This window comes from Pseudomonas baetica (genome assembly GCF_019733355.1).
GTDB lineage: Bacteria > Pseudomonadota > Gammaproteobacteria > Pseudomonadales > Pseudomonadaceae > Aquipseudomonas > Aquipseudomonas baetica_A.
In genome coordinates, this window is sequence record NZ_JAIHLQ010000041.1 from 31,668 (window position 1) to 56,353 (window position 24,686).

Annotated in this window: 34 protein-coding genes and 2 pseudogenes; 21 read left to right on the forward strand and 15 right to left on the reverse strand. The window is 57.9% G+C overall.

Translation table 11 applies throughout. The features are described 5' to 3' along the window. Nucleotides 1-78: 78 nt before the first annotated feature. The gene (locus K5E40_RS27905) at nucleotides 79-321 is read left to right on the forward strand and encodes a hypothetical protein (RefSeq protein ID WP_221733496.1); all 243 of its coding nucleotides are present in this window, start codon (nucleotides 79-81) and stop codon (nucleotides 319-321) included. A gap of 533 nt (nucleotides 322-854) precedes the next feature. Here K5E40_RS27905 and K5E40_RS27910 read toward each other — a convergent pair. After that, complete coding sequence (locus K5E40_RS27910) at nucleotides 855-1,148, reverse strand: addiction module antidote protein (RefSeq protein WP_221733497.1); 294 nt, start codon at nucleotides 1,146-1,148, stop codon at nucleotides 855-857. Continuing rightward, a complete protein-coding gene (locus K5E40_RS27915; protein WP_221733498.1) occupies nucleotides 1,145-1,447 on the reverse strand; it encodes a type II toxin-antitoxin system RelE/ParE family toxin in 303 nt (100 codons plus the stop codon). The genes K5E40_RS27910 and K5E40_RS27915 overlap by 4 nt, the downstream gene beginning before the upstream one ends. Nucleotides 1,448-1,626: 179 nt before the next feature. Between K5E40_RS27915 and K5E40_RS27920 the strand changes: the two genes are divergently transcribed. From K5E40_RS27920 to K5E40_RS27950, 7 genes are all read left to right on the forward strand, one after another. Then, the gene (locus K5E40_RS27920) at nucleotides 1,627-2,460 is read left to right on the forward strand and encodes a DUF932 domain-containing protein (RefSeq protein WP_221733499.1); all 834 of its coding nucleotides are present in this window, start codon (nucleotides 1,627-1,629) and stop codon (nucleotides 2,458-2,460) included. Between the two features lie 54 nt (nucleotides 2,461-2,514). Further along, nucleotides 2,515-2,973 (forward strand): hypothetical protein, encoded by a 459-nt coding sequence (locus K5E40_RS27925; protein WP_221733500.1) that lies wholly within the window; start codon nucleotides 2,515-2,517, stop codon nucleotides 2,971-2,973. 52 nt (nucleotides 2,974-3,025) lie between these two features. Beyond that, nucleotides 3,026-3,340 carry a transcriptional regulator KorA gene (locus K5E40_RS27930; protein WP_260456092.1) on the forward strand — a complete coding sequence of 105 codons (315 nt, stop codon included), beginning with the start codon at nucleotides 3,026-3,028 and terminating at the stop codon, nucleotides 3,338-3,340. 4 nt (nucleotides 3,341-3,344) lie between these two features. Continuing rightward, nucleotides 3,345-3,596, forward strand: coding sequence for a hypothetical protein (locus tag K5E40_RS27935; RefSeq protein WP_221733501.1), 252 nt, complete (start codon nucleotides 3,345-3,347; stop codon nucleotides 3,594-3,596). Nucleotides 3,597-3,703: 107 nt separating this feature from the next. After that, nucleotides 3,704-3,949 carry a hypothetical protein gene (locus K5E40_RS27940; protein ID WP_221733502.1) on the forward strand — a complete coding sequence of 82 codons (246 nt, stop codon included), beginning with the start codon at nucleotides 3,704-3,706 and terminating at the stop codon, nucleotides 3,947-3,949. 303 nt (nucleotides 3,950-4,252) lie between these two features. Continuing rightward, nucleotides 4,253-4,582 (forward strand): hypothetical protein, encoded by a 330-nt coding sequence (locus K5E40_RS27945; RefSeq protein WP_221733503.1) that lies wholly within the window; start codon nucleotides 4,253-4,255, stop codon nucleotides 4,580-4,582. 60 nt (nucleotides 4,583-4,642) lie between these two features. Next, nucleotides 4,643-4,840 carry a hypothetical protein gene (locus K5E40_RS27950; RefSeq protein WP_221733504.1) on the forward strand — a complete coding sequence of 66 codons (198 nt, stop codon included), beginning with the start codon at nucleotides 4,643-4,645 and terminating at the stop codon, nucleotides 4,838-4,840. Between the two features lie 479 nt (nucleotides 4,841-5,319). Here K5E40_RS27950 and K5E40_RS27955 read toward each other — a convergent pair whose 3' ends face one another. The 7 genes from K5E40_RS27955 to K5E40_RS27985 form a co-directional block, all read right to left on the reverse strand. After that, a complete protein-coding gene (locus K5E40_RS27955) occupies nucleotides 5,320-6,624 on the reverse strand; it encodes a 5-methylcytosine restriction system specificity protein McrC (RefSeq protein ID WP_169906924.1) in 1,305 nt (434 codons plus the stop codon). A gap of 3 nt (nucleotides 6,625-6,627) precedes the next feature. After that, nucleotides 6,628-7,530: an AAA family ATPase gene (locus K5E40_RS27960; protein ID WP_233086232.1), complete on the reverse strand. Its 903-nt coding sequence runs from the start codon at nucleotides 7,528-7,530 to the stop codon at nucleotides 6,628-6,630. Between the two features lie 223 nt (nucleotides 7,531-7,753). Then, a complete protein-coding gene (locus K5E40_RS27965; protein ID WP_153355424.1) occupies nucleotides 7,754-8,347 on the reverse strand; it encodes a hypothetical protein in 594 nt (197 codons plus the stop codon). Further along, nucleotides 8,340-10,394, reverse strand: a complete 2,055-nt coding sequence (locus K5E40_RS27970) for a class I SAM-dependent methyltransferase (RefSeq protein WP_260456093.1) — start codon at nucleotides 10,392-10,394, stop codon at nucleotides 8,340-8,342. Before K5E40_RS27970 ends, K5E40_RS27965 begins: the two co-directional genes overlap by 8 nt. A gap of 173 nt (nucleotides 10,395-10,567) precedes the next feature. Then, nucleotides 10,568-11,662: a DNA adenine methylase gene (locus tag K5E40_RS27975; RefSeq protein WP_153355428.1), complete on the reverse strand. Its 1,095-nt coding sequence runs from the start codon at nucleotides 11,660-11,662 to the stop codon at nucleotides 10,568-10,570. A gap of 952 nt (nucleotides 11,663-12,614) precedes the next feature. Continuing rightward, nucleotides 12,615-12,908: an addiction module antidote protein gene (locus K5E40_RS27980; RefSeq protein WP_032901693.1), complete on the reverse strand. Its 294-nt coding sequence runs from the start codon at nucleotides 12,906-12,908 to the stop codon at nucleotides 12,615-12,617. Then, complete coding sequence (locus tag K5E40_RS27985) at nucleotides 12,905-13,207, reverse strand: type II toxin-antitoxin system RelE/ParE family toxin (RefSeq protein WP_153355430.1); 303 nt, start codon at nucleotides 13,205-13,207, stop codon at nucleotides 12,905-12,907. The genes K5E40_RS27980 and K5E40_RS27985 overlap by 4 nt, the downstream gene beginning before the upstream one ends. A gap of 178 nt (nucleotides 13,208-13,385) precedes the next feature. Between K5E40_RS27985 and K5E40_RS27990 the strand changes: the two genes are divergently transcribed. Genes K5E40_RS27990 through K5E40_RS28005 form a run of 4 tightly spaced genes read left to right on the forward strand, consistent with a single transcriptional unit; the run spans nucleotide 13,386 to nucleotide 15,294 of the window. After that, nucleotides 13,386-14,219, forward strand: coding sequence for a DUF932 domain-containing protein (locus K5E40_RS27990; RefSeq protein ID WP_095030904.1), 834 nt, complete (start codon nucleotides 13,386-13,388; stop codon nucleotides 14,217-14,219). Nucleotides 14,220-14,273: 54 nt separating this feature from the next. Further along, the gene (locus K5E40_RS27995; RefSeq protein WP_169906927.1) at nucleotides 14,274-14,732 is read left to right on the forward strand and encodes a hypothetical protein; all 459 of its coding nucleotides are present in this window, start codon (nucleotides 14,274-14,276) and stop codon (nucleotides 14,730-14,732) included. A 53-nt stretch (nucleotides 14,733-14,785) separates the two neighbouring features. Continuing rightward, nucleotides 14,786-15,103, forward strand: a complete 318-nt coding sequence (locus tag K5E40_RS28000) for a TrfB-related DNA-binding protein (protein WP_153355433.1) — start codon at nucleotides 14,786-14,788, stop codon at nucleotides 15,101-15,103. Continuing rightward, nucleotides 15,100-15,294 (forward strand): hypothetical protein, encoded by a 195-nt coding sequence (locus K5E40_RS28005; RefSeq protein ID WP_169906928.1) that lies wholly within the window; start codon nucleotides 15,100-15,102, stop codon nucleotides 15,292-15,294. The genes K5E40_RS28000 and K5E40_RS28005 overlap by 4 nt, the downstream gene beginning before the upstream one ends. A 142-nt stretch (nucleotides 15,295-15,436) precedes the next feature. On the opposite strand, the pseudogene K5E40_RS28010 reads toward K5E40_RS28005, so the two are convergent. The 6 genes and pseudogenes from K5E40_RS28010 to K5E40_RS28035 form a co-directional block, all read right to left on the reverse strand. Continuing rightward, a pseudogene (locus K5E40_RS28010) lies at nucleotides 15,437-16,945 on the reverse strand (Tn3-like element ISPa38 family transposase); the annotation flags it as partial. A gap of 252 nt (nucleotides 16,946-17,197) precedes the next feature. After that, the gene (locus tag K5E40_RS28015) at nucleotides 17,198-17,758 is read right to left on the reverse strand and encodes a chlorite dismutase family protein (protein WP_002718009.1); all 561 of its coding nucleotides are present in this window, start codon (nucleotides 17,756-17,758) and stop codon (nucleotides 17,198-17,200) included. A gap of 347 nt (nucleotides 17,759-18,105) precedes the next feature. Next, nucleotides 18,106-18,573: pseudogene (locus K5E40_RS28020) on the reverse strand (DUF4158 domain-containing protein); the annotation flags it as partial. 234 nt (nucleotides 18,574-18,807) lie between these two features. Beyond that, nucleotides 18,808-19,344 carry a hypothetical protein gene (locus tag K5E40_RS28025; protein ID WP_003159187.1) on the reverse strand — a complete coding sequence of 179 codons (537 nt, stop codon included), beginning with the start codon at nucleotides 19,342-19,344 and terminating at the stop codon, nucleotides 18,808-18,810. 11 nt (nucleotides 19,345-19,355) lie between these two features. Next, nucleotides 19,356-19,751, reverse strand: a complete 396-nt coding sequence (locus K5E40_RS28030) for a type II toxin-antitoxin system VapC family toxin (protein ID WP_003159186.1) — start codon at nucleotides 19,749-19,751, stop codon at nucleotides 19,356-19,358. Next, on the reverse strand, nucleotides 19,748-19,999 hold the full coding sequence (locus K5E40_RS28035; protein ID WP_003108276.1) for an AbrB/MazE/SpoVT family DNA-binding domain-containing protein: 252 nt from the start codon (nucleotides 19,997-19,999) through the stop codon (nucleotides 19,748-19,750). The genes K5E40_RS28030 and K5E40_RS28035 overlap by 4 nt, the downstream gene beginning before the upstream one ends. Before the next feature lie 181 nt (nucleotides 20,000-20,180). On the opposite strand from K5E40_RS28035, the gene K5E40_RS28040 reads away from it, so the two are divergent. The 9 genes from K5E40_RS28040 to K5E40_RS28080 all read left to right on the forward strand — a co-directional run bounded on the left by K5E40_RS28040 (nucleotide 20,181) and on the right by K5E40_RS28080 (nucleotide 24,469). Then, nucleotides 20,181-20,747: a recombinase family protein gene (locus K5E40_RS28040; protein WP_003159185.1), complete on the forward strand. Its 567-nt coding sequence runs from the start codon at nucleotides 20,181-20,183 to the stop codon at nucleotides 20,745-20,747. 134 nt (nucleotides 20,748-20,881) lie between these two features. Further along, entirely contained in the window at nucleotides 20,882-21,172 is a 291-nt protein-coding gene (locus tag K5E40_RS28045; protein ID WP_001247892.1) for a nucleotidyltransferase family protein, read from the forward strand. After that, nucleotides 21,169-21,555: a DUF86 domain-containing protein gene (locus K5E40_RS28050; RefSeq protein ID WP_003100872.1), complete on the forward strand. Its 387-nt coding sequence runs from the start codon at nucleotides 21,169-21,171 to the stop codon at nucleotides 21,553-21,555. The genes K5E40_RS28045 and K5E40_RS28050 overlap by 4 nt, the downstream gene beginning before the upstream one ends. A gap of 236 nt (nucleotides 21,556-21,791) precedes the next feature. Continuing rightward, complete coding sequence (locus K5E40_RS28055) at nucleotides 21,792-22,148, forward strand: cupin domain-containing protein (RefSeq protein ID WP_003465043.1); 357 nt, start codon at nucleotides 21,792-21,794, stop codon at nucleotides 22,146-22,148. Nucleotides 22,149-22,402: 254 nt separating this feature from the next. Then, nucleotides 22,403-22,729: a hypothetical protein gene (locus K5E40_RS28060; protein ID WP_003100858.1), complete on the forward strand. Its 327-nt coding sequence runs from the start codon at nucleotides 22,403-22,405 to the stop codon at nucleotides 22,727-22,729. Continuing rightward, a complete protein-coding gene (locus tag K5E40_RS28065; RefSeq protein WP_003100856.1) occupies nucleotides 22,726-23,226 on the forward strand; it encodes a hypothetical protein in 501 nt (166 codons plus the stop codon). Before K5E40_RS28060 ends, K5E40_RS28065 begins: the two co-directional genes overlap by 4 nt. Beyond that, the gene (locus tag K5E40_RS28070) at nucleotides 23,223-23,594 is read left to right on the forward strand and encodes a hypothetical protein (protein ID WP_003100853.1); all 372 of its coding nucleotides are present in this window, start codon (nucleotides 23,223-23,225) and stop codon (nucleotides 23,592-23,594) included. The genes K5E40_RS28065 and K5E40_RS28070 overlap by 4 nt, the downstream gene beginning before the upstream one ends. Continuing rightward, entirely contained in the window at nucleotides 23,588-24,145 is a 558-nt protein-coding gene (locus tag K5E40_RS28075) for a recombinase family protein (protein WP_003100847.1), read from the forward strand. The genes K5E40_RS28070 and K5E40_RS28075 overlap by 7 nt, the downstream gene beginning before the upstream one ends. Before the next feature lie 36 nt (nucleotides 24,146-24,181). After that, nucleotides 24,182-24,469, forward strand: coding sequence for a recombinase family protein (locus K5E40_RS28080; protein WP_079384449.1), 288 nt, complete (start codon nucleotides 24,182-24,184; stop codon nucleotides 24,467-24,469). Nucleotides 24,470-24,686 lie beyond the last annotated feature (217 nt).

Sequence of the window (24,686 nt, forward strand, 5' to 3'; positions counted from 1 at the left end):
TTGCACGTTCAAAGCACTAGATGTTGTGTCGCCGGCAGCTGATTTTGGCACTACATCTAGTGTTGCAGGAGAATCACCGTGACGACAGATCAGGATGTTGCAGAGCGAGACATAACGTTGCCGCTTCTCGTTGTTGATGGGCCGTACAGAGGGCAGCGGATGGCTCGTGACGGTGTTGAATTTACAGAGGTGATCACTTTCGCGCTGGCCCAGACGAAGGGAATCATCACCTATCAGCTGGGCAAAACCAAAATGTTGGGGTTTGTGTGGGAGCTAAAACGGCCAATGAAACCCAAGGCCGGGAAGAAGAAAAAACGCTGATAGAGCGTGCCCCTTCGGGGTCGGCTTTCGTGAATCAAGCCCTGGCGGTGAAGCTTCCAGGTCTTGCCCCTTCGGGCTTCAATCCTCACGCCTTCGCCCGTTCCGGGCTGCGCGCTCCGCTTGCCTCCGGCCTTCGGCCTGCGCGTCGTCCTGCAGGACGACTTGCCCGACCTTCCACGTTCACCAGGTGGCTCATCATCATCGGTTGGTAGCGGATCGCCCCCATGGCCTATCCGCCGCCAGTCCTTGCCTGCAATGGGCTTTCGCGGCATATCCTCAGGCGATGAAGCTGCCTTCGGTATTCCACGGTCCCATTGCACGCGGCCAGGCTCTGGATAGTCCGGGCTTACCGCGACCAACCGACGCTGACGAGCAGACCACCAGCGGCAGCGCGTTCCAGATTCGAGGAGCTTTGCTGCGCCCGCTTCGCGGACGGCTTAAAAGCGTTTATTTACCGCTCTAACACTCAGCCTCTGAGCAGCCCGGAAAAGCGGCGGCGTCAAGCCATTTGCCGCTTTTCTCGCACGCGAGAATCAAGGGTGTACGTGTTGCCGGGTTGTCAGTTCGAGGCCCATCGCGTGCATGACGGCCAGCATGGTTTTTAGGGTTGGATTTCCCTTCTCGCTGAACGTGTTGTAAAGCTGGTTACGGGTCAACCCGGTTTCTTTGGCCAGCTGGGTCATGCCTTTAGCGCGGGCAACAACCCCGACCGCTTTGGCAATGTAGCCAGCGTCACCGGTTTCAAAAGCATCGCTCATAAAAATGGCAATGCTTTCGGGATCAGCCAGCGCAGCCGCTGGATCATATTCGTAGATTGGCTCTTTCATTCGTCCTCACTCCACTGATTGGCAAGCATCTTGGCGGTTTCTATGTCGCGTGCCTGGCTGCTTTTATCGCCGCCGCACAACAACAGCACAAACTCATTGCCGCGTTGCTGAAAATAGACCCGGTAGCCGGGGCCGTAGTGAATACGCAACTCGCTAACGCCTTGGCCGACCGGCTCAACGTCACCCAATAGGCCGTTGGCTACCCGGAAGACCCGCGCCGCAATGATCGCCTTTGCGCGGTGATCTTTTAGCTTGCGTTCCCACGTCATGAACGTGGCGGTTTGTTTGATCGTTTTCATAGGTCAATTGTATTTTATAAAATACATATAGGCAAGTGCTTTATGTACAATTATATTTTACAAATAGTTGACATGGTTTGCGGCATTTGAGATACTTATTCCGTCGAAGCAATACCGCTTCGATAGCCCGGAATCAGCGGCGGCAACCGCTCCGGGAATTCTGCGAAGGAGATTTAAAAATGCGTCTATCCAGCAACTTCCGTAACCCTTGCATGATCCGCAGCGATGCAGTCTTGAGCAACGAACAGATTGCCAGCGTTGCGCCTTCGATCTTCGCCGAGGAAGCTCACGAAAGCCGCTCCGATCGTTACCTGTACATCCCGACAATCAAGGTGCTCGATGCACTGCGCGCCGAAGGCTTCCAGCCGTTCATGGCGTGCCAAACCCGCGTTCGTAACTCCGACAAGCGCGAGCACACTAAACACATGCTGCGCCTGCGCCATGCCAACACCATCATGGACAAGGAAGCGAACGAAATCATTTTGCTGAACAGCCATGACGGAACCAGCAGCTACCAGATGATGGCCGGTATGTTCCGCTTTGTTTGCGCCAATGGCCTGGTGATCGGCGATTGCTCGATTGACCAGAAGGTACGTCACAGCGGTCGCGGCGACGTGATCAGAGACGTAATCGAGGGAGCCTATGAAGTGCTCAATCAGTTCGACACCGTGAACGATCAACGCGAGTGCATGAAGCAAATCAAGCTGCGCCCGGATGAGCAAGAAGCCTTCGCCATGGCCGCGTTGGCCTACCGCTACGACCCGAAGGAAGGACCGGCGCCGGTGACTTCCAGCCAGTTGCTTAGCCCGCGCCGCGTGCAAGACTACGACAACGATTTGTGGACCACCTTCAACCGCATTCAAGAAAACTCACTCAAGGGAGGCTTGCGTGGCCGCAACAAGCAAGGGCGCCGGGCGACTACCCGTGCCGTCGGCGGCATTGACCAGGACGTGAAACTGAATCGCGCCCTGTGGGTTCTGGCCCAGGAAATGCGCACCTTGCAGGCCGCTTAATCACCCAACCGGGCGCCGAGTGCGCCCGGTTCTTGTGCGGTAGGAGATACAGCCATGTCCAAAGTTTTCTATGTACCCGGCCAAACCTCGATCATTGACTACGCCCGAGAGATTGCGCCGCAAGTGTGGGCCAGCCGCTGCCGAATGCTGATGCTGCCCGAGCTGCGCGTCAGCCACCCCGGCGCAGTGCTGGGGGATGAAGAAGCGTTTTTAATCGCCCAGGAAGCCGCGTTAGGAACGCAGCCCCAGGAAATCAAAGCGGCACAGTACGACTACGCGCTAACCCGTTTGCCGGTGCTGGACTTCGCCGCTGACGGAAAAACTTACTCGTTCAAGCTCGAAAAATACGAGGTTGGAAACCTGACGCGCATATATGCGCTCTGTGATGGCCGCTATTGGGTTTTCCTAGGGTTGGCCACCCTCACGCATCAGATGATTGTCGAGCGCGTCACTATGAGCGCTACAGGAGCTCTGTTTGATGATCGACAGGCCCGAGGTTCACCACCACACTAAAACGCTAAAAGCGCCTAGCCGATCAGCAGGCGCTTACTTTTGGAGAAAACGAATGCAGCGAGTGCAGCCCAAGTACACAGCCGCCCAATGGGAACAGGTTTCCCCGGCTTTTCGCGGTTTGGCTATCAGCACGGTAGACATGGCCAAGTCGGTATTGGTTGACGGCGTGCGGCCTGCGGATCTGGCGCGGCAATTGGACGTGTCCCGTCAGTTGATTTATGCCGCCGTGCAACGGGTTCGCAAAATCATGGATGAACACCAGGTGCAAGAACTGGTGCCGGTGATGGTCTGGCTTCCGCCTGAGCTGGCCGAGCAGGTCAAGCAGATGGCCGCACCGTATGAACAACCCAAAGGGAAAAAGGAGTAACCCGGTGAAAGTGAAACAGGAAGCGTCAAAGCTCGGGGACGTGTTGCTTATCGTGGGAATATTGGTGGTCATCGGCGCCATTTGGTATGACCAGGTGGCGAGCCGCGAACGTGCCGCCGAACTCGCGGCGTTTTGCGCGGAGCCACAACCGACTCACTCTTTTAAAGAAAAATGGGCTTGCATGATGGAAAACGCTGCACACAACCGGCCCTTGATTGGGCCTTTGGCGGTATCAGGATACGGGTTTCGCGTCTAACTCGTAACGATGGTGCCCGATTCCTGGGCGCCCGGCGAGCTGGGCGCGGGCCATCCCGGCGCCTATTTTGAAACCCCTAACGAATCGAACTGAAAGGAACCCCCGCCATGCCGATGATGCAAATTGAACGCGACAGCCCCGAGACGCTTGCCAAGGCGCGTGCGCGCCATGACCACATGACCAGCCAACTGCGCCGGTTCGCCGATAACTCGCCGTTACAATACGGCAGCGCCATGCATGAGGCCGGCTATCTGGCGGCGCTGCTGATGCATGGACTGATCAGTAACGCGATGTATGAACAACTGACCGCCGAGCTGGAGCAGGTGCGCGCCAAGTTCGACGCCGAAGGGTAGGCCGCTGCACTAAGTCTCGACCATGGGCGTATGGCAGCAGCTCAATAGCCCTTCGCGATGGGCTGTGCGCTTACCACGGCTTACCGAAATCGGACTTCATAACGGATACAAAGGTGAAGGGCGACTTTTGACATAGCGGTATTTCTCGCGTGCGATAAAAGACAATATAAAGTAAAATTATATTTTACATTTAGTTGACTTTATCTGCTGCATTTGAGATACTTACCACGTCGAAGCAATACCGCCTCGATACCCGGAACCAGCGGCGGCAACCGCTCCGGGAAAATGCGAAGGAGCAACATCATGACTCACGTATTTGAATCTTGTGTAGAACCTGGCGAGCTGGACGACACCCGCGAAGCTGTTGAATGTCCCGCCTGCAAACGCACGGCGATTGCGCGGCGCTGGGAGGCTTGCGAAACCGGCGCGATCAATGTGTACACCAACACCCATTGCACCCACTGCAATTTCTTCAAAGGTGATACGGGCGAAGATGGTGAATACGATCACGTTTTTGAAACTGATCGTGATGAGCAACACGCCGAAGACCAGGTGTTCAATTTGGCCAATCTGAATTGGCTTTCTACTGGTGACTTCCTGACCTTCGCTGCTGGTATCCGCCAAGCCGCGTAAACCTTCGATAAGGCCCGCTACAGCGGGCCTTATCCGTTATTCGTATGGAGATTCCAAGCCATGAGCAATCGAGAATTTCACCTTGGCACTGCCGCAGATGCTCCGACCATGACAGAGCAGAACGTGCGCAAGGTGTTGGCCATGTTGAGCGGAAAAACTCTCGACGACGCACAGGTCAATGCCGCGATTCAGCAGGTGATTGATAACCCTGGCCAGGCGCACACAGTCGGCGCTTTCATGCTGCAATATCGGGCGTGACCAGGTGGTGGCCACGGCGCCGCCAAGATGGGGTTTGGGGAGCAATGGAACCGAAAACCAACGTAAGCACGAATTAGAGTTCGCTTTACTCGTATGTGACTGTTGATTGGAGAACTCTGATTGTCGAAACGAGTTTATCGAACCGCTTTTCGGATGTTTACGGTCCTTCCTGATGTTCGTTAAAGCGGTTTCATAAAACGGTGGTTTTATCGTACTCCCCAGACAGAGCGCTGGTTTGCGGGCAGGTACTGGGCTTAAGTGCGTTTACTGTTCCATTGCTCCCCGAACCCCGTGTACGTAAAGCTGCCCGAAGTAACAAGGGTAACTGCCATCCCTACCGCGACCCAAGTCCTTGCAATTATCCAGCCTGAAACGACGAAACCCGCAGCACGGCAATGCTTGCGGGTTTCTAGGTTTCTGCGAAGGAGCAAAAGACCGTTCTGACATTCTACCCCGGCACCCGCAATTTTCCCACGACGTTAGGCGAAGGCGGCAGATACCCCAGCGGCCAGATTGGTGGCAAATTTTCTTAGCGCCCCAGTCTTGGAAATGAGCCGGGTCTCGATCTGAATTCCCACTATTTCCACCATATCTACTTGGGCCCTTTCAAATACAGTACAAGTGCCCACAGGTTGCGGCTCGTCGCCGGGTAGGGCAGGGTAAGCGAGCACTACCAGATTGCAGCCCGTGGCTTTAGAAAAGGCCATAGCCTCGTAGATATCCGCTTCGGAAATGCGAAGTTGCCCGCGCTCCACATGACCTTTGTATTTGGCGTCCAAAATCATCCTGGGTATCGCACCATAAGCCTCGATTACAATGTCAGGAAAGACTGACATCTTGCTCACGGTTCCGGTACTTATCTTGGTTTTGGAGCCTAGGGTGAAGCCCTTTTGCGTAACCACGGCAGAGCGACCAAAGGCAAGTCGCGCAGCTACAGTCAGCAAGTCTTCCCACACGCGCCAAGTTGCCACAAGGTATCCAGGTGCATGAGCCTGACCCTGCTTGTAGTTCATCCCTAGGCCTGCAAGTACGTCGAGAGAGAGCTCGTGTAGAGGCTTCCAAGCCCTGTGCCTCGCGGGGATGGCCTTTCGACGATTAGCTGGGGCGCTTTGCGGCGAAAGGTCCTCGATCAGGCGGACTAGAGAGCTTGCAGCCGAAGGATCGCTTACTTCGGGCAATAACTCCCTGGCTGCAGCCACGATGTCTGCATTCCATCCGTTGCGTCGATCAAATCGGATGAGATCTTGTTCGAAGCCATCGGGCGATGGAAAGATGAGATCTACAGGATCGGGATCTCCATCGATGAAGAAGTCCACCTCCTTAACTCTGCGATAGCTGCGCAATGGCCGGCGCTGGCGTGCCTCGTACATGCTCGTGATCGATCGGGCTACCAAAGTGGAGAGGTCACGAGGAGTGCCACCAGAGGCCGACAGGCTCTCGGCAGCGAGCAGCCGCCCGTGTCGTGAGAGGGTGGACAGAAAGAAGAAGTCTTCTCGCCAGGCGGCGTCGGCGTCATCGAGTCCTAAGAACTTGGGCGCCACTTCTAGTTCCAATGAGGGGGCTAGCCTGATAAGACCTGCAAAATCGATGGCGCGTACCCCCTTGGCGTCCACGCTGATAGGATTGTACTTAAGCCCTAAGCTCGAAGCAGCGCGGTTGCCTGCATCCGTCAAGAGACTGTTGGCCTTAGTGCGATCCATCCCAATGGCCGCACTAATTTCGCGGCTCAGATCAACTGGCGCGCCGTACTCGACAAGCGAAAACCGTATTCGGTTGTGAGCCACACGCTACTCCCTAGCAAAGGCCCTTAAGGCGGGATAGATGTTGGTTTCATTGAAGTTCGTCGGACCCTCAAGCCTGAACCGAAGATCATCCGCAAAGGTTGTTTCTGTGAGTTTGAAAGGGTTAAAAGCGGGCCCATCCAACGCATTCAGTGCTGCGGCGATCCCACGGGTGTCCCCGAAGAAGACCTCCTCGACGTGCGCTCGCACCTTGGCCCAGCCCACACATAGCGTGCTTAATGCCTCAGACAAGGGCAGTGTCTGCGGCTTAATGTGCGACATGAGCACCCCGTGGCCGATTTGAAATTCAGGGCCACGGCCCAGAGCAATTTGCTCGTTAACCGCAACCCACGCCCTTACGGAAGTCTCCAAGGCATCAGACACAGCGGCAGGTGCATTGAGTAAAACGTTGGCATCCTTCGCTCCTAGCTCGTAATAGCTTCTTAGAGCCTCTTCATCCGGCTCTAGTCGCAGCGGCTCCCAGCGCCGTAAGAAGGCCACATCCAGTGGCTCCACCGAGGCATCTGCTTGGTTCATCGCAGCCAGGATGTATAGGTCGTGCGGTAATGCGTATTCGACCACATCGCCAGAGCTCGGATCGAGTACTTCAAAGTATTGGGTCTCGGCTCGTTTAGACCCATCAGGTGCTAGACGTTTGTCAGACTCAATCGCCACGATGGCACCGCCAAATACCTGTACGGCAGGCCCACGGTTGATCTCATCGATGATGAGCAAGGCTGCTCCATTGGCAGACTTAGCATGCTCACTGGCACGGTAGAGCGTGCCCTTGACTATGACGAAATCAGGCCCCCCCGCCCCCTTATTGACCGCTGGCGTGATGCCCGATAAGAAATCGCGGTATTTTGAGTTCTGGTGGAACACCGTGCGAAAGACCTTGCGGTCGGTCATGGTAGGCGCGGGTATGTCCTTTTCGGCTCTTCCTACCGCAGGTGGAATTGGTATACCCCCCTTGGGGTTTAGCTTGGGCAGCCCGCCTGCGGTTACAACTCCAAAGGCCGTCTCAAAGGCCAACGCAACCTCTGAGAGCAGTTTCGATTTGCCTGTGCCAGGCGGCCCAGAGATTAGGACGTTTCGAGAACGGGCCAGAAGCTTTAAGGCCTGTTTGCATTCTTCACTTGCCATTGCAGTATCTGCCCGGGTTGACGAAGTCTCGATACCCGATCACCGCTTGATTCACAGGGCGTTCGGCGTCCATGCAGTTCAGAAGCTCCTTGGCAACCACGGCGTGCCAAGCAAGAGGTGTCCGCAAGGACCTTTCTTCTGCGTAGTACGGCCACACAGAGCCGTCATCCAGTTGGATTAGCAAAAGCAGTACTCGATTCCCCACGCCGATCTTGACATTGCTCGCGTCAAAACAAGGGTACTCGTGCACCCTGGAAATGCGTCCTTCTTGGGGTCGCACATCAGTAGGCGGCTCGAAGAAGGCGTCCTTGTTCTGGGCAACCCCGTTTGCGTCGAGCCAATAGAAGGCCCCCTTGAACACGTCGATTTGCACGATCTGTCCGCCGCGCTTACGGTTCTCTTTGACGATTTGCGGGAACATCTGCTTAATAACAGGCAGCAGCGTTTTGTAAGAGCCAAAACGGAAATCCCGAGCCCCACCGCCCGTATCTGCGTCATTGGACTTCGCTTGAAGTTTTCGCAAATCGCCTTCTACAAGTTCCTTATAGAGGATGCGGGCTACCTGCCCTGCCTCGTTAGCCATTACTTCTGGTTCCTTTTTCTTCGGTTACTTCGCCACCTAGGGCGAGCTCTGAGGGCACGTAAGCTCTCGCCCCCAACGCACGTGCCTCAACCGCACGGCGCTGCCACTCAGTAGATCGAATTCCCGTGCGCTTTGCCATCGCTGCCAAGACGCTATCTCGGGTGATCGTGGATTTAGACTCCGTAGGCAATGCGATTTGGCCCCGATCCAAAATCGGAAAATCGTGGAGCACCAACTCCATGTCGTTCAAATCGAGCCCATAAGCCACCGCAACCTCGGTATCAATCTCGCCTCGGAGTTGCGCCATGCGCTCATAGGTCGCACTTGTACTCCCTGCTTTATCTAGCGTTTGCAGTTCGCGTGTTGCGCTTACTAGCTTCATCCAAGGAAGTCCATTCTTCGCCAGTTTGGGCAGCGGAACGCTTTGTAGCAGGAAATAGTTCACCGTCGTAGTGAGAACTCGCCTTAGCATCCAATCAAAGGCGAAGCTGTTGGCAATAGCCGTCCAGACTTGAAGCCGTTCTTCGGAAGTATCCTCAGGAAAGAGGATTGTGGGCACCTTGTTGCCACAGATTACGCCTGGTGGGATCAAGGCGGCCATAAGGGAACGCTCGTTGGTCTGGCCCGCGATGTCGCAAAAACCCACCCGCAGCAAGTCTGTTCGATGCTGGTTGCCTAGAGGCATGTCCTCGGGACGAATCCAAAACTGCGGTGAGAGGCGTGAGCCACCAATGGGGTAGGCTTCCCACACAGCGCTGCGGCCGGTTCCCGAGATATGCCCCTTCACGCCAAAGCGGTGAGTCTGAACCATCCGGCCCTCAACCAGAGGCAGTGCCCCAGCCGTCGCACGCCCCATGAACTTAGGCCGCTCCTTGGTCATGTCGACCTCCCGGCAGAACTTCGGGGTCCAGCCGCAACCCGGCTCGTCCCATGAAGTGCCAGCTTCAGAGATCTTGGAAAAGAGCTTCCACTCGGCAACGCTACGGACTTCAGGCAGACTGAGGTCAGGCCTTACGGCTGCCAGTGCAGCACGACCGATGGTTGTGCTGCCGGTCGTCTCCAAGGCTGTAGGCGTACCACGCTCGTGCAGCAGTTGGATTGGCTCGCGCTTACTCTTTTCGATACCCGCCTTCACTAAGACGATGGCTAAGAACTTAAAGCGCGTATCGATAGCGAAGAACCGAGCGCGATTGTCTATGATCGACAAGGAAACGCTCTGGCTGGCGTGGAAGATCTTCTGACGCATAGCTTGGGTGCCCTGCGAGCGTATGAGGCCCCCAGGGATGAGTGCGGCTACGATGCCTTGCTCTTTGCATAGCTCAAAGAAAAGGTCCGTAAAGGCAATGTAGAGGTCTGGCTCGCCATTGCCCAAGTCGGGGTACCGTGCCAGTAGCCGCCGAGAGTAGTTAACGACCTCATCACGCTGAGCCGCAAAACGCTCTTCATCGAGCCCATGAATCTGGGCACCGTAATGTCGCTGGGTGCCCGAGGACTTCAAGAATTCGTGTCGAGAGAGCTTGACCTTCTCCCAGGGCGGATTGCCAATGACCGCATCGAAGCCTCCGGGAGCCATGCTAGCCCAGACCTTAGAGTCCGCCATCAGGCTGTCGCCGCAATACCAACGGGCCCGCATCGCTTTGAGTGCCGCAACATCGTCCGTGAACGACGCCAGACTCAACAAGGCCGCACGCAGGGAGTTGACCGATAGATCCGCAGCACATACACCATGAGCGAGCCAATGCGCAGCCTTTGCTCGATCCATTCCGCAGACGGTATGGGTCAATGCAGCAAGCAAAATCCCCGCCCCACTTGCGGGATCAATCACTCTGCTGTTGTGTGTCAGCTTGGGCGCTGCAAGCTGCGCCAGTCTTGTCGCCAAGCGAAAGTCAGTGTGATAAGCCCCCGTATTCTTTCTATCCTGTTCATGCAAAGCCTCACGCGCCAAAGCACTTAGGGCCAAAGCATGGTGGATCGGCGAAGACTCAATAGCGCTTACCACAGGAGCCGCTAGCTCCAAGAGCTCAGCTGTTGGCTTCTTGCTGTGCACCCCAAAGGCTTCCTGAAAGTCCCCTAGGTCGAACCCGCCAAAGCGCGCCGAGGCCGCCTCCAACACTTGGAGTCTGAGCTCAAAGCTCGCAGGACCATGTGCACCGCCCACAGCCCTAGTGAGGGCCGCCTCTGCTGGGGCTAGGTATTCCGCTTCCACGGGCCGAGGAGCACTCATGCATAGCCCTCGACGAGGAGGGACTCAGTAGCTTTGACAAACTTACTTTCGACCTTAGACGGTTGCATGAATGGTCGCTCCACCACCACTAAGAATTCGTTAACATCAGATGCCGCGCTACTTGCTACCTTATTGGGTCGATAGCGACCGATAGCTCCCAGGGGGTGCATTGTGGACTTCCCGATCTTGGAGAGTTCGGCTTTCATGTCCGGCATAGATATATGCCCTTCACTACTATATGAGAGCAGCACTTTCTCAGCTTTCAAACCATGCACTAGACGCGAAAGCGTTTGGAGAGCGCGGGTCTTGTAGCAGAAGTCCGAAGCTCGGTCCTTCCAAGGCCGCAGGCCCGCAACGCCCTCCACCTCGGGTTCATCTCCGAGGGCCACAGTTTCAAGAATGTGGTAGTAGCTGGCGTACTGACGCTTAGTGTATGGAGGGTCCAAGTACACTAGGTCTTGGGCGCAATTGGATACGTCGAACACATCACCCACCGTCGCCTCAACGCAAACGCTGCTGGATTTTAGCTCTCTGCACCGCATAGCGATCTTATCTTGGGATTGATTGGTCCATTTAGAGAGGAAGCAACCAAACGTGCCTGCAATATTGGCAACACGGTTAAGGGCGCCAAAGAGGTCTGCGATCAATAGCCGTTGTTCGGCTTCATCGATGGTGCCCGCCTGGCTCCAATCTCCGATCTGGGACCGCATGGCATCGATCCGCGCCGCATTCTCTTCGGTGAAGTACCGACGCTCAATGCCGCACGATTCAAGCGAAGCTGGACTGTATTCACGCCACATAAAGCCATGTCTAGGCGTAGCCGCGTTGAGTGTGGATATGGCCTTGGAGTAACCACCTAGCTTCTTGAACGCAGCTTGCTCTTGGCTGATCAGCCGTGCTCCGGCGGAGATCACCGCCGAGTGCAGGTTATCGTTGATGCGCACGTTCCAGCCTAGTGCTGCGGCGGCCTCTGCCACCACACCCGTTCCGCAGAAGGCGTCCACAAAAAAGGCACCCTTTTTTGGCGGGCCGATGTAGCCGATGATTTGGTCGATGAGCCTGGACTTCGAACCGATGTAGCGGAAAGTCATGTTGCGGCTCCAACATGGCCCTTACTGCCAGCACGTGCTCGCGTATGGGCGGGAGACGTCGAGTCCGGCTGGACTGCGGGTATGATGCCCTTGCGGTCGCAATACTCCCCGAGTAGTACTTCCAGCATGTTAACCATACTCCGTTGCTCGTGGTCGGCGGCTTCCTTCAAGGCCAGCTTGAAGGCTGGGGATACTCGTAGGTTCAAGGTTTCGCTCTTAGTGTCAGTGAATCGCATGAAGTGCGCCCCGCAGATGTCTGTGCATTTGCGTTAGTGTACAGATATACAGGGCTTGTAGGTAGCCATTCTCTATGTTTCGCACACCGACGCCGGTACAACCGTTAGGGATGGTCTGATCTACACGGGAATGCATGGCCCAATCGTTTGATAGCCCGAAACAACAACGCGGATTGAACTGATCGTGCGTGCCCCTTTGGAGGCGGCTTTCGTGAATCAAGCCCTGGCGATGGAGCTGCCAGGTCTTGCCCCTTCGGGCTTCAATCCTCACGCCTTCGCCCGTTCCGGGCTGCGCGCTCCGCTTGCCTCCGGCCTTCGCCTGCGCGCCGTCCTGCAGGACGGCTTGCCCGACCTTCCACGTTCACCAGGTGGCTCATCAACATCGGTTGGTAGCGGATCGCCCCAATGGCCTATCCGCCGCCAGGCCTTGCCTGCAACGGGCTTTCGCGGCATATCCTCGGCCCGGTGAAGCTGGGCCTGCGGTATTCCACGGTCCCATTGCACGCGGCCAGGCTCTGGATAGTCCGGGCTTACCGCGACCGACCGACGCTGACGAGCAGACCACCAGCGGCAGCGCGTTCCAGATCGAGGGGGTTTGCTGCGCCCGCTTCGCGGACGGCTGAAAAGCGTTTGTTTACCGCTCTAACACTCGGCCTCGAAGCAGCCCGCGAGAGCGGCGGCGTCAAGCAAATCGCCGCTTTTCTCGCACGCGAGAATCAAGGGTGTGCGTGTTGCCGGGTTGTCAGATCGAGGCCGACAGCACGCATGACGGCCAGCATGGTTTTTAGGGTTGGATTGCCCTTATCGCTGAATGAGCGGTAAAGCTGCTCACGGGACAAACCGGACTCTTTGGCCAGCTCTGTCATGCCTTTTGCGCGGGCAACAACGCCTAGCGCCTTGGCAATGTAGCCAGCGTCACCGGTTTCAAAAGCATCACTCATAAAAATGGCAATGCTTTCAGGATCGGTCAGCGCTGCCGCTGGATCATATTCATAGATTGGCTCTTTCATTCGTCCTCACTCCACTGACTGGCAAGCATCTTGGCGGTTTCTATATCGCGTGCCTGGCTGCTTTTGTCGCCACCGCACAACAACAGCACAAGCTCATTGCCGCGTTGCTGAAAATAGACCCGGTAGCCTGGGCCGTAGTGAATACGCAACTCGCTTACGCCTTGGCCAACCGGCTCAATGTCACCCAAAAGACCGTTAGCTACCCGGAAGACCCGCGCCGCAATGATCGCCTTTGCGCGGTGATCTTTGAGCTTGCGTTCCCACGTCATGAACGTGGCGGTTTGTTTGATCGTTTTCATTGACCAATTGTAGTTTATAAATCACGCAAATACAAGCATTATATGTACAATCATATTTTACAAATAGTTGACGTTGTGCGCAGGGTTTGAGATACTAACCCCGTCGAAGCAATCACGACTCGACACCCGGACATAGCGGCGGCAACCGCTCCGGGAATTCTGCGAAGGAGATTCAAAAATGCGTCTATCCAGTAACTTCCGTAACCCTTGCATGATCCGCAGCGATGCAGCCTTGAGCAATGAACAGATTGCCAGCGTTGCACCTTCGATCTTTGCCGAGGAAGCGCACGACAGCCGCTCCGATCGTTACCTGTACATCCCAACGATCAAGGTGCTCGACGCACTGCGCGCCGAAGGCTTCCAGCCATTCATGGCGTGCCAAACTCGCGTCCGTAACACCGACAAGCGCGAACACACTAAACACATGCTGCGCCTGCGCCATGCCAACACCATCATGGACAAGGAAGCGAACGAAATCATTCTGCTGAACAGCCATGACGGCACCAGCAGCTACCAGATGATGGCGGGTATGTTCCGGTTTGTTTGTGCCAATGGCCTGGTAATCGGCGATTGCTCGATTGATCAGAAAGTACGGCACAGCGGTCGCGGTGACGTAATCAGCGACGTGATCGAGGGAGCCTATGAAGTGCTCAATCAGTTCGACGCCGTGAACGATCAGCGCGAGTGCATGAAGCAAATCAAGCTGCGCCCGGACGAGCAAGAAGCCTTCGCCATGGCCGCGCTGGCCTACCGCTACGACCCGAAAGAGGGACCGGCGCCGGTGACGTCCAGCCAGTTGCTCAGCCCGCGCCGTGTCCAGGACTACGACAACGATTTGTGGACTACCTTCAACCGCATTCAAGAAAACTCGATCAAGGGGGGCTTGCGTGGCCGTAACAAGCAAGGGCGCCGGGCGACTACCCGCGCCGTTGGTGGCATTGACCAGGACGTGAAACTGAATCGCGCCCTGTGGGTTCTGGCCCAGGCCCTGCGCACTCAGCAGGCCGCTTAATCACCCAACCGGGCGCCGAGTGCGCCCGGTTCTTGTGCGGTAGGAGATACAGCCATGTCCAAAGTTTTCTATGTGCCCGGCCAAACTTCGATCATTGACTACGCCCGGGAGATCGCGCCGAATTTGTGGGCTAGCCGTTGCCGAATGCTGATGCTGCCCGAGTTGCGCGTCTGCCACCCCGGCGTAGTGCTGGGGGATGAAGAAGCGTTTTTGATCGCCCAGGAAGCCGCGTTAGGTACGCAGCCCCAAGAAATCACAGAGGCGCGGTATGACTACGCGCTAACCCGTCTGCCGGTACTGGACTTCGCCGCTGACGGCAAAACTTACTCGTTCAAGCTCGAAAAGTGCGAGGTTGGAAATCTGACGCGCATATATGCGCTCTGTAATGGCCGCTACTGGGCTTTCTTGGGGTTGGCCACCCTCACGCATCAGATGATTGTCGAGCGCATCACCATGAGCGCTACAGGAACCGTGTTCGCTGATCGACAGCCCCGCGGTTCACCACCACACTAAAACGCTAAAAGCGCCTGGCAGATCTGCGGGCGCTTCACCTATGGAGAAAACGAATGCAGCCAAAGTACACAGCCGCCCAATGGGAACAGGTTTCCCCGGCCTTTCGCGGTTTGGCTGTCGGCACTGTTGAGATGGCCAAGGCGGTATTGGTTGACGGTGTGCGACCTTCGGATCTGGCGCGACAATCTGACGTGTCCCGCCAGCTTGTCTATGCCGCCGTGCAACGGGTTCGCAAGATCCTGGAGGAACACCAGGCGCAAGAGTTGGTGCCGGTGATGGTCTGGCTCCCGCCTGAACTGGCCGAGCAGGTTCGGAAAATGGCAGCGCCTTATGACCAGCCAGCAGTCAAGGGGAAGGTCAGCAAGAAATGAGCAAGCGTAAGGACGCGCCGGATCTGGACGTTGAAGACCAGGAGCTGGCCGCAGCACTTCGCCTGCTTGGTCGGTCTGGCTTCAGAATCACCGACCAGGGCGGCGACTTAGCTGGGAAAGTTACCCTTGCTTGCTCAAGTAGCGAATCGCGGGCCAGGCAGAAGCGGGCACAGTTTCGGGTCATTGAGTGATGTTTCTCGCACGCGAGAATGCATATTTAAAGTAAACTAATATTTTACAAATAGTTGACGTGATGGGCAGGGCTTGAGATAGGGGTTCGGGGAGCAATGGAACAGTAAAGGGGTCGTCTCAGAAAACGGAAAATAAAGCACGCTAAGCCGGTTGCAGCGGCCGTAGCGGCCTGAACTTGCCCGCGCCGATCTTGGCGCTGCTGCGCCAGAGGTAATCGCCGGTCAGGTTGATGTGCTCCCAGCCGAGCGGCGACAGGTACTGCAACAGGCCGTCATCGACGGCTTGACCGTGGCCACGCAAGGCGTTCGCGGCCCGCTCCAGATAGACCGTGTTCCATAGCACGATGGCCGCCGTCACCAGGTTGAGGCCGCTGGCCCGGTAGCGCTGCTGCTCGAAGCTGCGGTCGCGGATTTCCCCCAGGCGGTTGAAGAACACGGCGCGGGCCAGCGCGTTGCGCGCCTCGCCTTTGTTCAGCCCGGCATGCACGCGGCGGCGCAGCTCGACGCTTTGCAGCCAGTCCAGGATGAACAGTGTGCGCTCGATGCGTCCCAGCTCACGCAGGGCGACGGCCAGGCCGTTCTGGCGCGGGTAGCTGCCAAGCTTCCTGAGCATCAGCGAGGCCGTCGCCGTGCCCTGCTTGATCGAGGTGGCCATCCGCAGGATTTCATCCCAATGGGCGCGGACGTGCTTGATGTTGAGCGTGCCGCCGATCATCGGTTTCAACGCCTCGTAGGTGGCATCGCCCTTCGGGATGTAGAGCTTGGTGTCGCCCAGGTCACGAATGCGCGGGGCGAAGCGGAAGCCCAGCAGGTGCATCAACGCGAAGACGTGGTCCGTGAACCCTGCCGTGTCGGTGTAGTGCTCCTCGATCCGCAGGTCGGATTCGTGATACAGCAGGCCGTCGAGCACGTAGGTCGAGTCGCGCACGCCGACGTTCACGACCTTGGTGTGGAACGGCGCGTACTGGTCGGAGATATGGGTGTAGAACGTCCGCCCTGGGCTGCTGCCGTATTTCGGATTGATGTGGCCGGTGCTCTCGGCCTTGCTGCCGGTGCGGAAGTTCTGGCCGTCCGACGATGACGTGGTGCCGTCGCCCCAATGCTCGGCGAAGGGATGTCGGAACTGCGCGTTGACCAGCTCGGCCAGTGCCGCCCCGTAGGTTTCGTCGCGGATGTGCCAGGCTTGCAGCCAGGCCAGCTTGGCGTAGGTCGTGCCGGGGCACGATTCCGCCATCTTGGTCAGGCCCAGGTTGATCGCGTCGGCGAGGATCGTGGTCAGCAACAGGTTTTTGTCCTTGGCCAGGTCGCCTGACTTCAGGTGGGCGAAGTGCCGGGTGAAGCCCGTCCATTCGTCTACCTCCAGCAGCAATTCGGTGATCTTGACGTGCGGTAGGATCATCGCCGTCTGGTCGATCAGGGCCTGTGCGGTATCGGGCACCGCCGCATCGAGCGGCGTGATCTTCAGGCCCGACTCCGTGATGATGGCGTCCGGCAGCTCGTTGGCCAGCGCCATGCGGTTGACGGTGGCGAGCTGCGTTTCCAGCAGCGTCAGCCGGTCATGCAGGTACTGGTCGCAATCGGTGGCCACGGCCAGCGGCAATTCGCTGGCCTGCTTGAGGCTGGCGAATTTCGCGGGCGGCACCAGGTAGTTGTAGCGGCTCGCGTTTGAAAACGGGCGTGCTCGCATTCGACGCCGCTTTCGGCTCGAATTAACTGCAACTGACGGCGCGCTGATGCTCACGCTATCTGCAAACGAGCTTGCAATCGACGGCGGCGGCTCGCATTTCATGGCGGCGTGCTCGAATTAATTGCAAGTGAAATGCCGGGTTCCAAGCTATCCAAAATCAATAGATGCAGTGCCGGCTGCCCGCTAACGCCTCTGAGCGGTCAGACGGGGATTGACCTACGCCGCCTCTCGCACGAGACGGATATCGACTTCTCTGTCAACGTACTTCCATTCCTCTGTTGCACGCAGTTCGGAAAGCAATGCGTTGAACTCAGCCTCATGGGTTGGCGCGAACTCGAACCAATTGAGAAAATCGAACGGTTCATTTTCAGAGAGGTCGCGGCAGTGGTGGAGCTTGCGCGCTACTGCAGGCAAGTAGTTGAGCCCGATTTGGATGTGCTTTGACTTTTCGAAAACGCTCCGGCGCTCGTCTTGCGTGAATTCCCACCAAGCTGCGTTTTTTCGGATCGGTATCAACGCAGCGCAAGTTGCTTCTGGGCGCGCTAGCCCTTGCTGCTTCACCACAATTTCGTTCTTCTCTTCGCGCATGACATACCGTTCATTGCTTGTTATTCCGCGAAGTACCCAGGGTGCATTGGTTTCGGGCTGCAACTCTGAGGCAGATATTACGTTGAGCCTTTTGGCTTCAGGCAGTGACTTGCCAACTATGGTTTCGGTTCCAACGATCCGCCAAAGACCGCTGTCTCCGCCGACGAATGCAAATAATCGTGTATCCATTTCACCCCCTTCATGTGAGTGTGTTAACTTTTTTACAGCCTCAAAAAACCTATCTGCCCATCCCATGCTTGTGCATCATCGTCTCGCCTCGCTTAGCGTAGTATTGCATTACGCTTACCAGCGCCCCCAGTTAAATTGTAAATATAGCATCGAATTGGTCTGTGATACGACCGCCAGAAAATAGCCGTTTGTCGCCATTTCAAAAATTAATTGTACCGTATCGGTACGCCCTAACTAGGCGTCAGGCCGGAACCTTGGGCCGCGTCAGGATAGGGCCGATTCCAGCATTTTCTGACGCCTCGCCGGCAACCTCTAGGGCCTCAACCTGACAGGCCGTACGCTTAACGTACGATTTTTTCCGTTTTCTCTATCGTCCCCATCAAGGCTCTGGCCAGCACGATGCCCTTGTCGGTTTGCATGGCCAGCTCGGTCAGCAACTGGACAGCCTGCCGGTAGTGGCCAATCGTGAACGGCTGGAAGCCGAACACCGTTTGCAGCTCGACCAGGTGCTCGCGTCGGGTCTGCTCACGCTGCCCGTACTCGTCCCAGCTTTCGATGCCGACCTTGAGCTGGTTGGCGACCAGTCTCAGCAATGGCGGGAACGGTGGCTCATCAGCGCCAAGGATGACGCCGGGAAAGCGCAGGTAGCAGAGCTGCACCGCGAAGCCCAGCCGATTGGCCGGGCCGCGCCGCTGCCGGATGATGGAGAGGTCGCTTTCGCTGAACGTGTAGTGACGGATCAACTCATCCTTGGTGTCCGGCAACGCCAGCAGGCTTTCGCGCTCGGCGGCGGAGAGGATCGAACGGCGGGGCATGCGGTTTCCTTCTTCTTGAAAACGTAGGTTTGTGACAAGCCCGCCAAGGCAACCGGCGCGTGTCGTTTTCAGAAGGCGACTGCACCAGTTCACTGGGCTGGCCGCCGTGTGTGCATAGAACTTCTGACCGGGAACGGTCAGAAGTTCTATGCACGAAGCGCCGCGAGAGATCGGAATTGCTCAGAACTCTTGTGCACGGCGCGACAAAGCCGGAACCGCCGAAAATTCCGGCGATCAACCGGCAAGCTGCTTGATGCGCTCGGCCAGGCGGCCGAAAGCCTCGTTCACGTATTCCAGCACCTTGGGTTCTGCGCCCTGCGTGCGCAGCGAGTCTTTGAAGGCTTCCAGGTCGGACAGCCATTGCCGATGCAGGCGGCCCAGCTCGTCGAGCTGAGGCCGGAAGTCTTGGAGACTGCCGCTCGCACGAAACGCCTGGTAGCCACGCTCAAGCGTGGCCGCCGTGGTCAGCAGTTGCGCGCCCATTTGCTTGTGCTGTTCGGAGAACTCGGCCATGCCGTCATAGGGCCGCGAAGCCTTGCGGCGCTCGGCTTCGGATGCCTCTTCCATGATGCGGGCGTAGCGGTAGAACCCTGGGAACTCGCGGGACAGCGCCATGAGCTGCTGATCGGATGTGCCGACCCAAATCCTGTGCAGGTCAGGCCCGTACCCCATCATGCGATTGATGATGGCATGGGCCTCGCTGACACCCTGGGCGGCAAGCTGCTGCATGTGTTGGTCGATCTTCGCGGCCAGTCGGCGGAATTCGTTCATGCTCATGTCCGTCACAAAAGGCGCGTTGATTGCCCTTGCGCCGTGAGAAGTGCCACCGCCTTCTTATCGAAGGAAACGAAGGTTTCCCCGCCAAGCCAGTTGCCTTCGTAGGCAATGACGCCATCGGCAAAGTCTCCGCCCGCGTCGAGCACCAGCAAGCCAGCCTCCACGGCAGGCCGGTTCACTTCCACATTCGCGGCGGCCAGTAGTGCCCGGATCGCGCTGGCCGCGTCGGCTTGCTGGAAGCCGTAGACACGCAGCAGCACCCAAACAAATTCGCATAGGCACGGCAGCGCGACCGCGATCAACTCGGCGTCGGTCAAGACTGCGGCGGCAACGTCCGCTTGTGCGGGATCGTCACGCACAACCGCACGCACAAGGACGTTGGTATCGACTGCGACCTTCATTGCTTACCTGCCCAGCCTTGCGCCGCCGCCTCGTTGATTTCTTCGATGGTGGCAACCTTCTGCGTCTTGCCCGCGAGCAGGCCGACAAAGCTGGCTATCGTCCCTGCGGGCCGTGCCGCCTTGAGCACGCCCCGACCGTCTGGCAACAAGTCCAGCTCGATCTTGTCGCCTGGCCTGATGCCGAGGTGTTGCAGTACGTCCTTCCGAAACGTCACTTGTCCCCGTGCGGTAACGGTCAATGTGGTCATGGTGGTTTGCCCTCGCAATCAAGGTTGATGCTTCACATAGTAATGCAAAAATGCCTTACCGTCAATGTCCGTCAAACGATCATTAGTCGGCCATGCCGGACACTGTCCAGCAAAGTTATTGCACAACGGGTTGTCGGACATTAAGATAGGCGGACGGAATGACGGACAAGAGAGGCGGCAAATGGCACTGATCGGCTATGCGCGGGTATCGACGGCGGAACAGGACACCGCCTTGCAGACGGATGCGCTACGCAAGGCAGGCTGCGAGCGCGTTTTCGAGGACACGGCTTCCGGGGCCAAGGCCGACCGCCCCGGCTTGGCTGATGCGCTGGCCTACCTGCGCGACGGCGACGTGCTGGCCGTCTGGCGGCTGGATCGGCTCGGGCGCTCTATGCCGCACCTAATCGAAACGATAGGCGCGCTGGAAGCGCGAGGCGTCGGCTTCCGTTCTCTGACGGAAGCCATCGACACCACCACGCCAGGCGGGCGGCTCATCTTCCACGTGTTCGGCGCGCTGGGCCAGTTCGAGCGCGACTTGATCCGCGAGCGCACCAAGGCCGGGTTGACTGCCGCCGCCGCTCGTGGGAGGAAGGGCGGGCGAAAGCCGGTTGTCACCGCCGACAAGTTGCAGCGAGCGCGGGAGCACATCGCCAACGGGCTTAATGTCCGAGAGGCCGCTACACGGCTCAAGGTGAGCAAGACGGCCCTGTACACCGCGCTGCAATCCACCAGTGCAGCCGACTCCTGATATTCCGTGCAGTCGTCTTCTGAAAATGACAGCGCGGCACGGGAATCAAGGCATTGCGATTCTCGAAAATAGTTCTTGAAATTCTATTCTTGATTGCATATCATCTCAACGAGTTTCGATAAGAAAGGATGCCCATGCGACCGTCTGTTGTGCTTGACATGAAGCGAAGCGCAGTGCGTGAAGCGGTAGGCCGCTTTCGCGCCGCGAACCCGCGCGTCTTCGGCTCGGTGCTGCATGGCACCGACCGGGATGGCAGCGACCTCGACCTGTTGGTCGATGCGCTGCCCGGTGCCACGTTGTTGGACTTGGGCGATTTGGAAGAAGAACTGAAATCGCTGCTCGGCGTTGACGTCGATCTGCTGACTCCCGGCGACCTGCCGCCGAAGTTCCGGGCCAAGGTGCTCGCGGAGGCGCAACCGATATGAGCGAGAACCGCCTGCCCGATTACCTCGACCACATTCAGCAGGCCGCAACCGATGCGCGCAGCTTCGTGGAAGGGATGGCCAAGGACGACTTCTTGGCCGACAAGCGCACCCAGCAGGCCGTCATCATGAGCCTGATCGTCATCGGCGAGGCGGCCACAAAGGTGATGGATGGCTACGTCGAGTTCACCCAGGCGCATGCCGACGTGCCGTGGCGCAGCATGCGCAATATGCGTAATCGCATGGCTCACGGCTATTTCGACATCAACCTCGATGTGGTGTGGGAGACGGTACAGGAATGGCTGCCGGCGTTGCTCCAGCAATTGCCCGCCGTGCGTCAGGATGCCGACGATGAAGACCGTAACGACAAAGGCATGGAGCCATGACCAATCAAGCCGCCGATGTTCGGCCCCTCTGGCGTGTTCGATCCCGCGACCTATGAGCCGCGCTCGGGCAAGACCTTCTGGATGGCCGCAACGGACGTGAGTTCGCTGGTGGGCAAGGAGGCAGCAGCCGACACGCTCATCGGCAACTGCACGACCGCACGACCAGCCTCCCGTTCAAATTCGAGTTAGAACTCATATCCAGCCTGTCTGGGGGCACTGTGAAAGAGGGATCTCCGATGACTGTTGAATCGAGAATATTTTCTGTAGCCGAGTATGTTCAGCCGTCCGAAGGCGAGCCTATTCGTTCCGTTGTGCTTGAAACCCGAGACTCAATTATCGTGGTTTGGCATGTCCATCCCGGGCAGGAAATTGCGGCTCACATTCATCCTCACGGCCAAGACACGTGGACTGTTTTGTCGGGAATGGCTGATTACTTTCAGGGCAATGGGATTGTTCGTGCCCTCAGGGAAGGTGAGATAGCCGTGGCAAGACCGGGCCAAGTGCACGGGGCGCGAAATACAGGTACCGAGCCATTTGTGTTCGTCTCGGTTGTGGCATCAGCCAATGCCGGTTTCGTATTGGCTGAGCGATAGAGCCCAATCTCTGGAGTTGGTCCAATGAGCGGTCGGGGAGATAGGTAACAGACATGCAGCGGACACGGCTGCTAAACCAGGTCGCAAACCTCCTTGCGTCGCAGCGTGCCGCAAGCGACGCGATCAATCGAATGGGGTCGGCATGAGACTGAACACCATCCAGTTCCCGACCGCGTAGCCGCCTGTCCTGCCGATCAGGTCTTGACCATCGACGCCTGGGATCAGTCCTGAATGTTCTTGGAGACCACTACGTTATGAGCCGCAGCCGCCGCAAAACACCCATCGTCGGGCACACGACCTGCGGCAGCGAGCGCGAGGACAAGAAGCTCTGGCATCAGCGCTGGCGCACCCGTGAGCGCACGGCGCTGACCAGCGCGTCGCCCGAAGCCCTGAGCGCCCATCTGCCCCTGCTGGAAAACCAGGCCAGCAGCGTCTGGTCGATGGGCAAGGATGGCCGCTCCTACTGGCCCGTCAAGCGCCAGGCCGCCACGGCGGATCGCATCGCCAATCACAAGGGACGCAACCCGCAAGAACGCGCCTCCCTGAAAAAGCGCCTGCTGCGCAAGTGGATGAGCAAATGAAGCTCTCCTTCCATCAGCACATTGCGCTGTTCTGGATGATCGGTGCTCCGGGCGTCTTCGCGCCCGTGATCGAGAACGCCAAGCGGCCCGATGCCGGCGCCGTCATGGCGTGGGGTGTCGCGATCGTGGCGGTGATGATCCTCTTCACCCCTTTGCTGCTGCGCTGTCCACCATTCCGGCGCTGGTATGGCCGGACGGATGCGCTGTCGGAGCGGCAGCGCCAGGCGCTTGCCGAGCGCGGCCTGCGCCGCTACTACCAGACCGCTTTCGATGACGGCTACGTGCCCCGCGTGATGCCCTACGTGTGGCGCATCATCTGGACGGTCGGCGGGTTGATGGCTGTGACCGCCGTACTGCCTACCAACACCGGACGGCCAGCCTTCGATGCCTTGGTGGTCTTCTCGACCTGGTATCCGATAGGCGTGATGCTGCTGGTTTTCGCGTCGAGGCCCCTTGGCCGGTTGATTCGCCAAAGAGCACAGGAGCGGCGGAAATGAGCACGTCAACCATCGAGGCGCTGGCCAGCGCCTGGGCAAGGATTGCCGAGGAAGCGGAATTCCCCGCTGACTACGAGGGGACTGCCACACCACAAGCGCATCGGGCTAGCGAAGCTATTCAGGAGCAGATTCGGGAGCGCATCGTCGCCACCAACGACATGCGGCTGTTCAGCCTGCTGCACCTGCTGGGTCAGGCGTCGCTGCGCATGGAGCAAGCGCTGTGGCCGGAGGATTACGAGCGGATGACGCGCGAGGTTGAGGAAGCCCTGCGGCAAGCCACCGACGCCAACGCCAGATCGTACACCCACGAAGAAGTGATGCAGGCGATGCAGGAACGCATCGACCGGGCGCGAGACAAGCCATGTTGATTGGCTATGCGCGCGTCTCGACGCAGGATCAGAACCTGGAGCTGCAACGCGAAGCCTTGAGCAAGGCCGGATGTAAAAAGGTCTTCGAGGACAAGGTGAGTGGCACGCGGGCAGACCGGCCTGGCTTGGCCAAGACGCTCGAAATGCTGCGCGAAGGCGATACTTTGGTCGTCTGGAAGCTCGACCGGCTGGGCCGGTCGGTCAAGCAACTGGTCGATCTGGTCGGCGATCTGCACAAGCACGGTGTCCAGTTCAGGAGCCTCACCGACTCCATCGACACCGGCACACCATCCGGGCGGTTCTTCTTCCACGTCATGGCGAGCCTTGCCGAAATGGAGCGCGAGCTGACCGTCGAGCGCACCCGCGCCGGGCTGGAAGTCGCCAAGCAGCTCGGCCGCAAAGGCGGCCGCAAGCCGAAGATGACCGACAGCAAGATCGAGTCGGCCAAGAAGCTGCTGGCCAGCGGGGTGCCGCCCAAGGACGTGGCCAAGAACCTCGGCGTGTCCATTCCGACGCTGTACCGCTGGGTGCCAGCCTCCACGCACGCTTAGCGTGCTTTATTTTCCGTTTTCTGAGACGACCCCGACATAGACACCACAACGGCGAACGGGGCTCTAGTGTTCCATGTGTTTGCAGCCTTGGCTGAATACGAACGCGCACGGCTGCAAGAGCGCACACGGGCCGGGTTAGAGGCGGCAAGGGCAAGAGGGCGGCGCGGTGGGCGGCCCTTGGCCATGTCAGATGACAACGCCAGGAAGGCAAGGGCCATGCTGTCGGATGTAGAGATAACGAAAGCCGAAGTTGCAAAACACTTTGGTGTGTCTAGGCCGACTTTAAACGCAGCATTGGCGAGATTGTCGCCATCTGATACCTAGCTGCAAGCCGCGCCATAGCTCACTTCTTGGGCTGCTATTTAACATAAAAAATGGAGTTGCGCAGTTATTTGTAAGCGTTGAGTTGTAATTTCACGATTGGGTTGATTTGAAATTGCACAATCGGTCTGATGGAAGGATACCCGCCATCACTAAGGAGACTGCCTGTGCCCCATCGTGAGAGAGTGTTTACCATGAAGGAAGTGGATCGGTTAAAGAC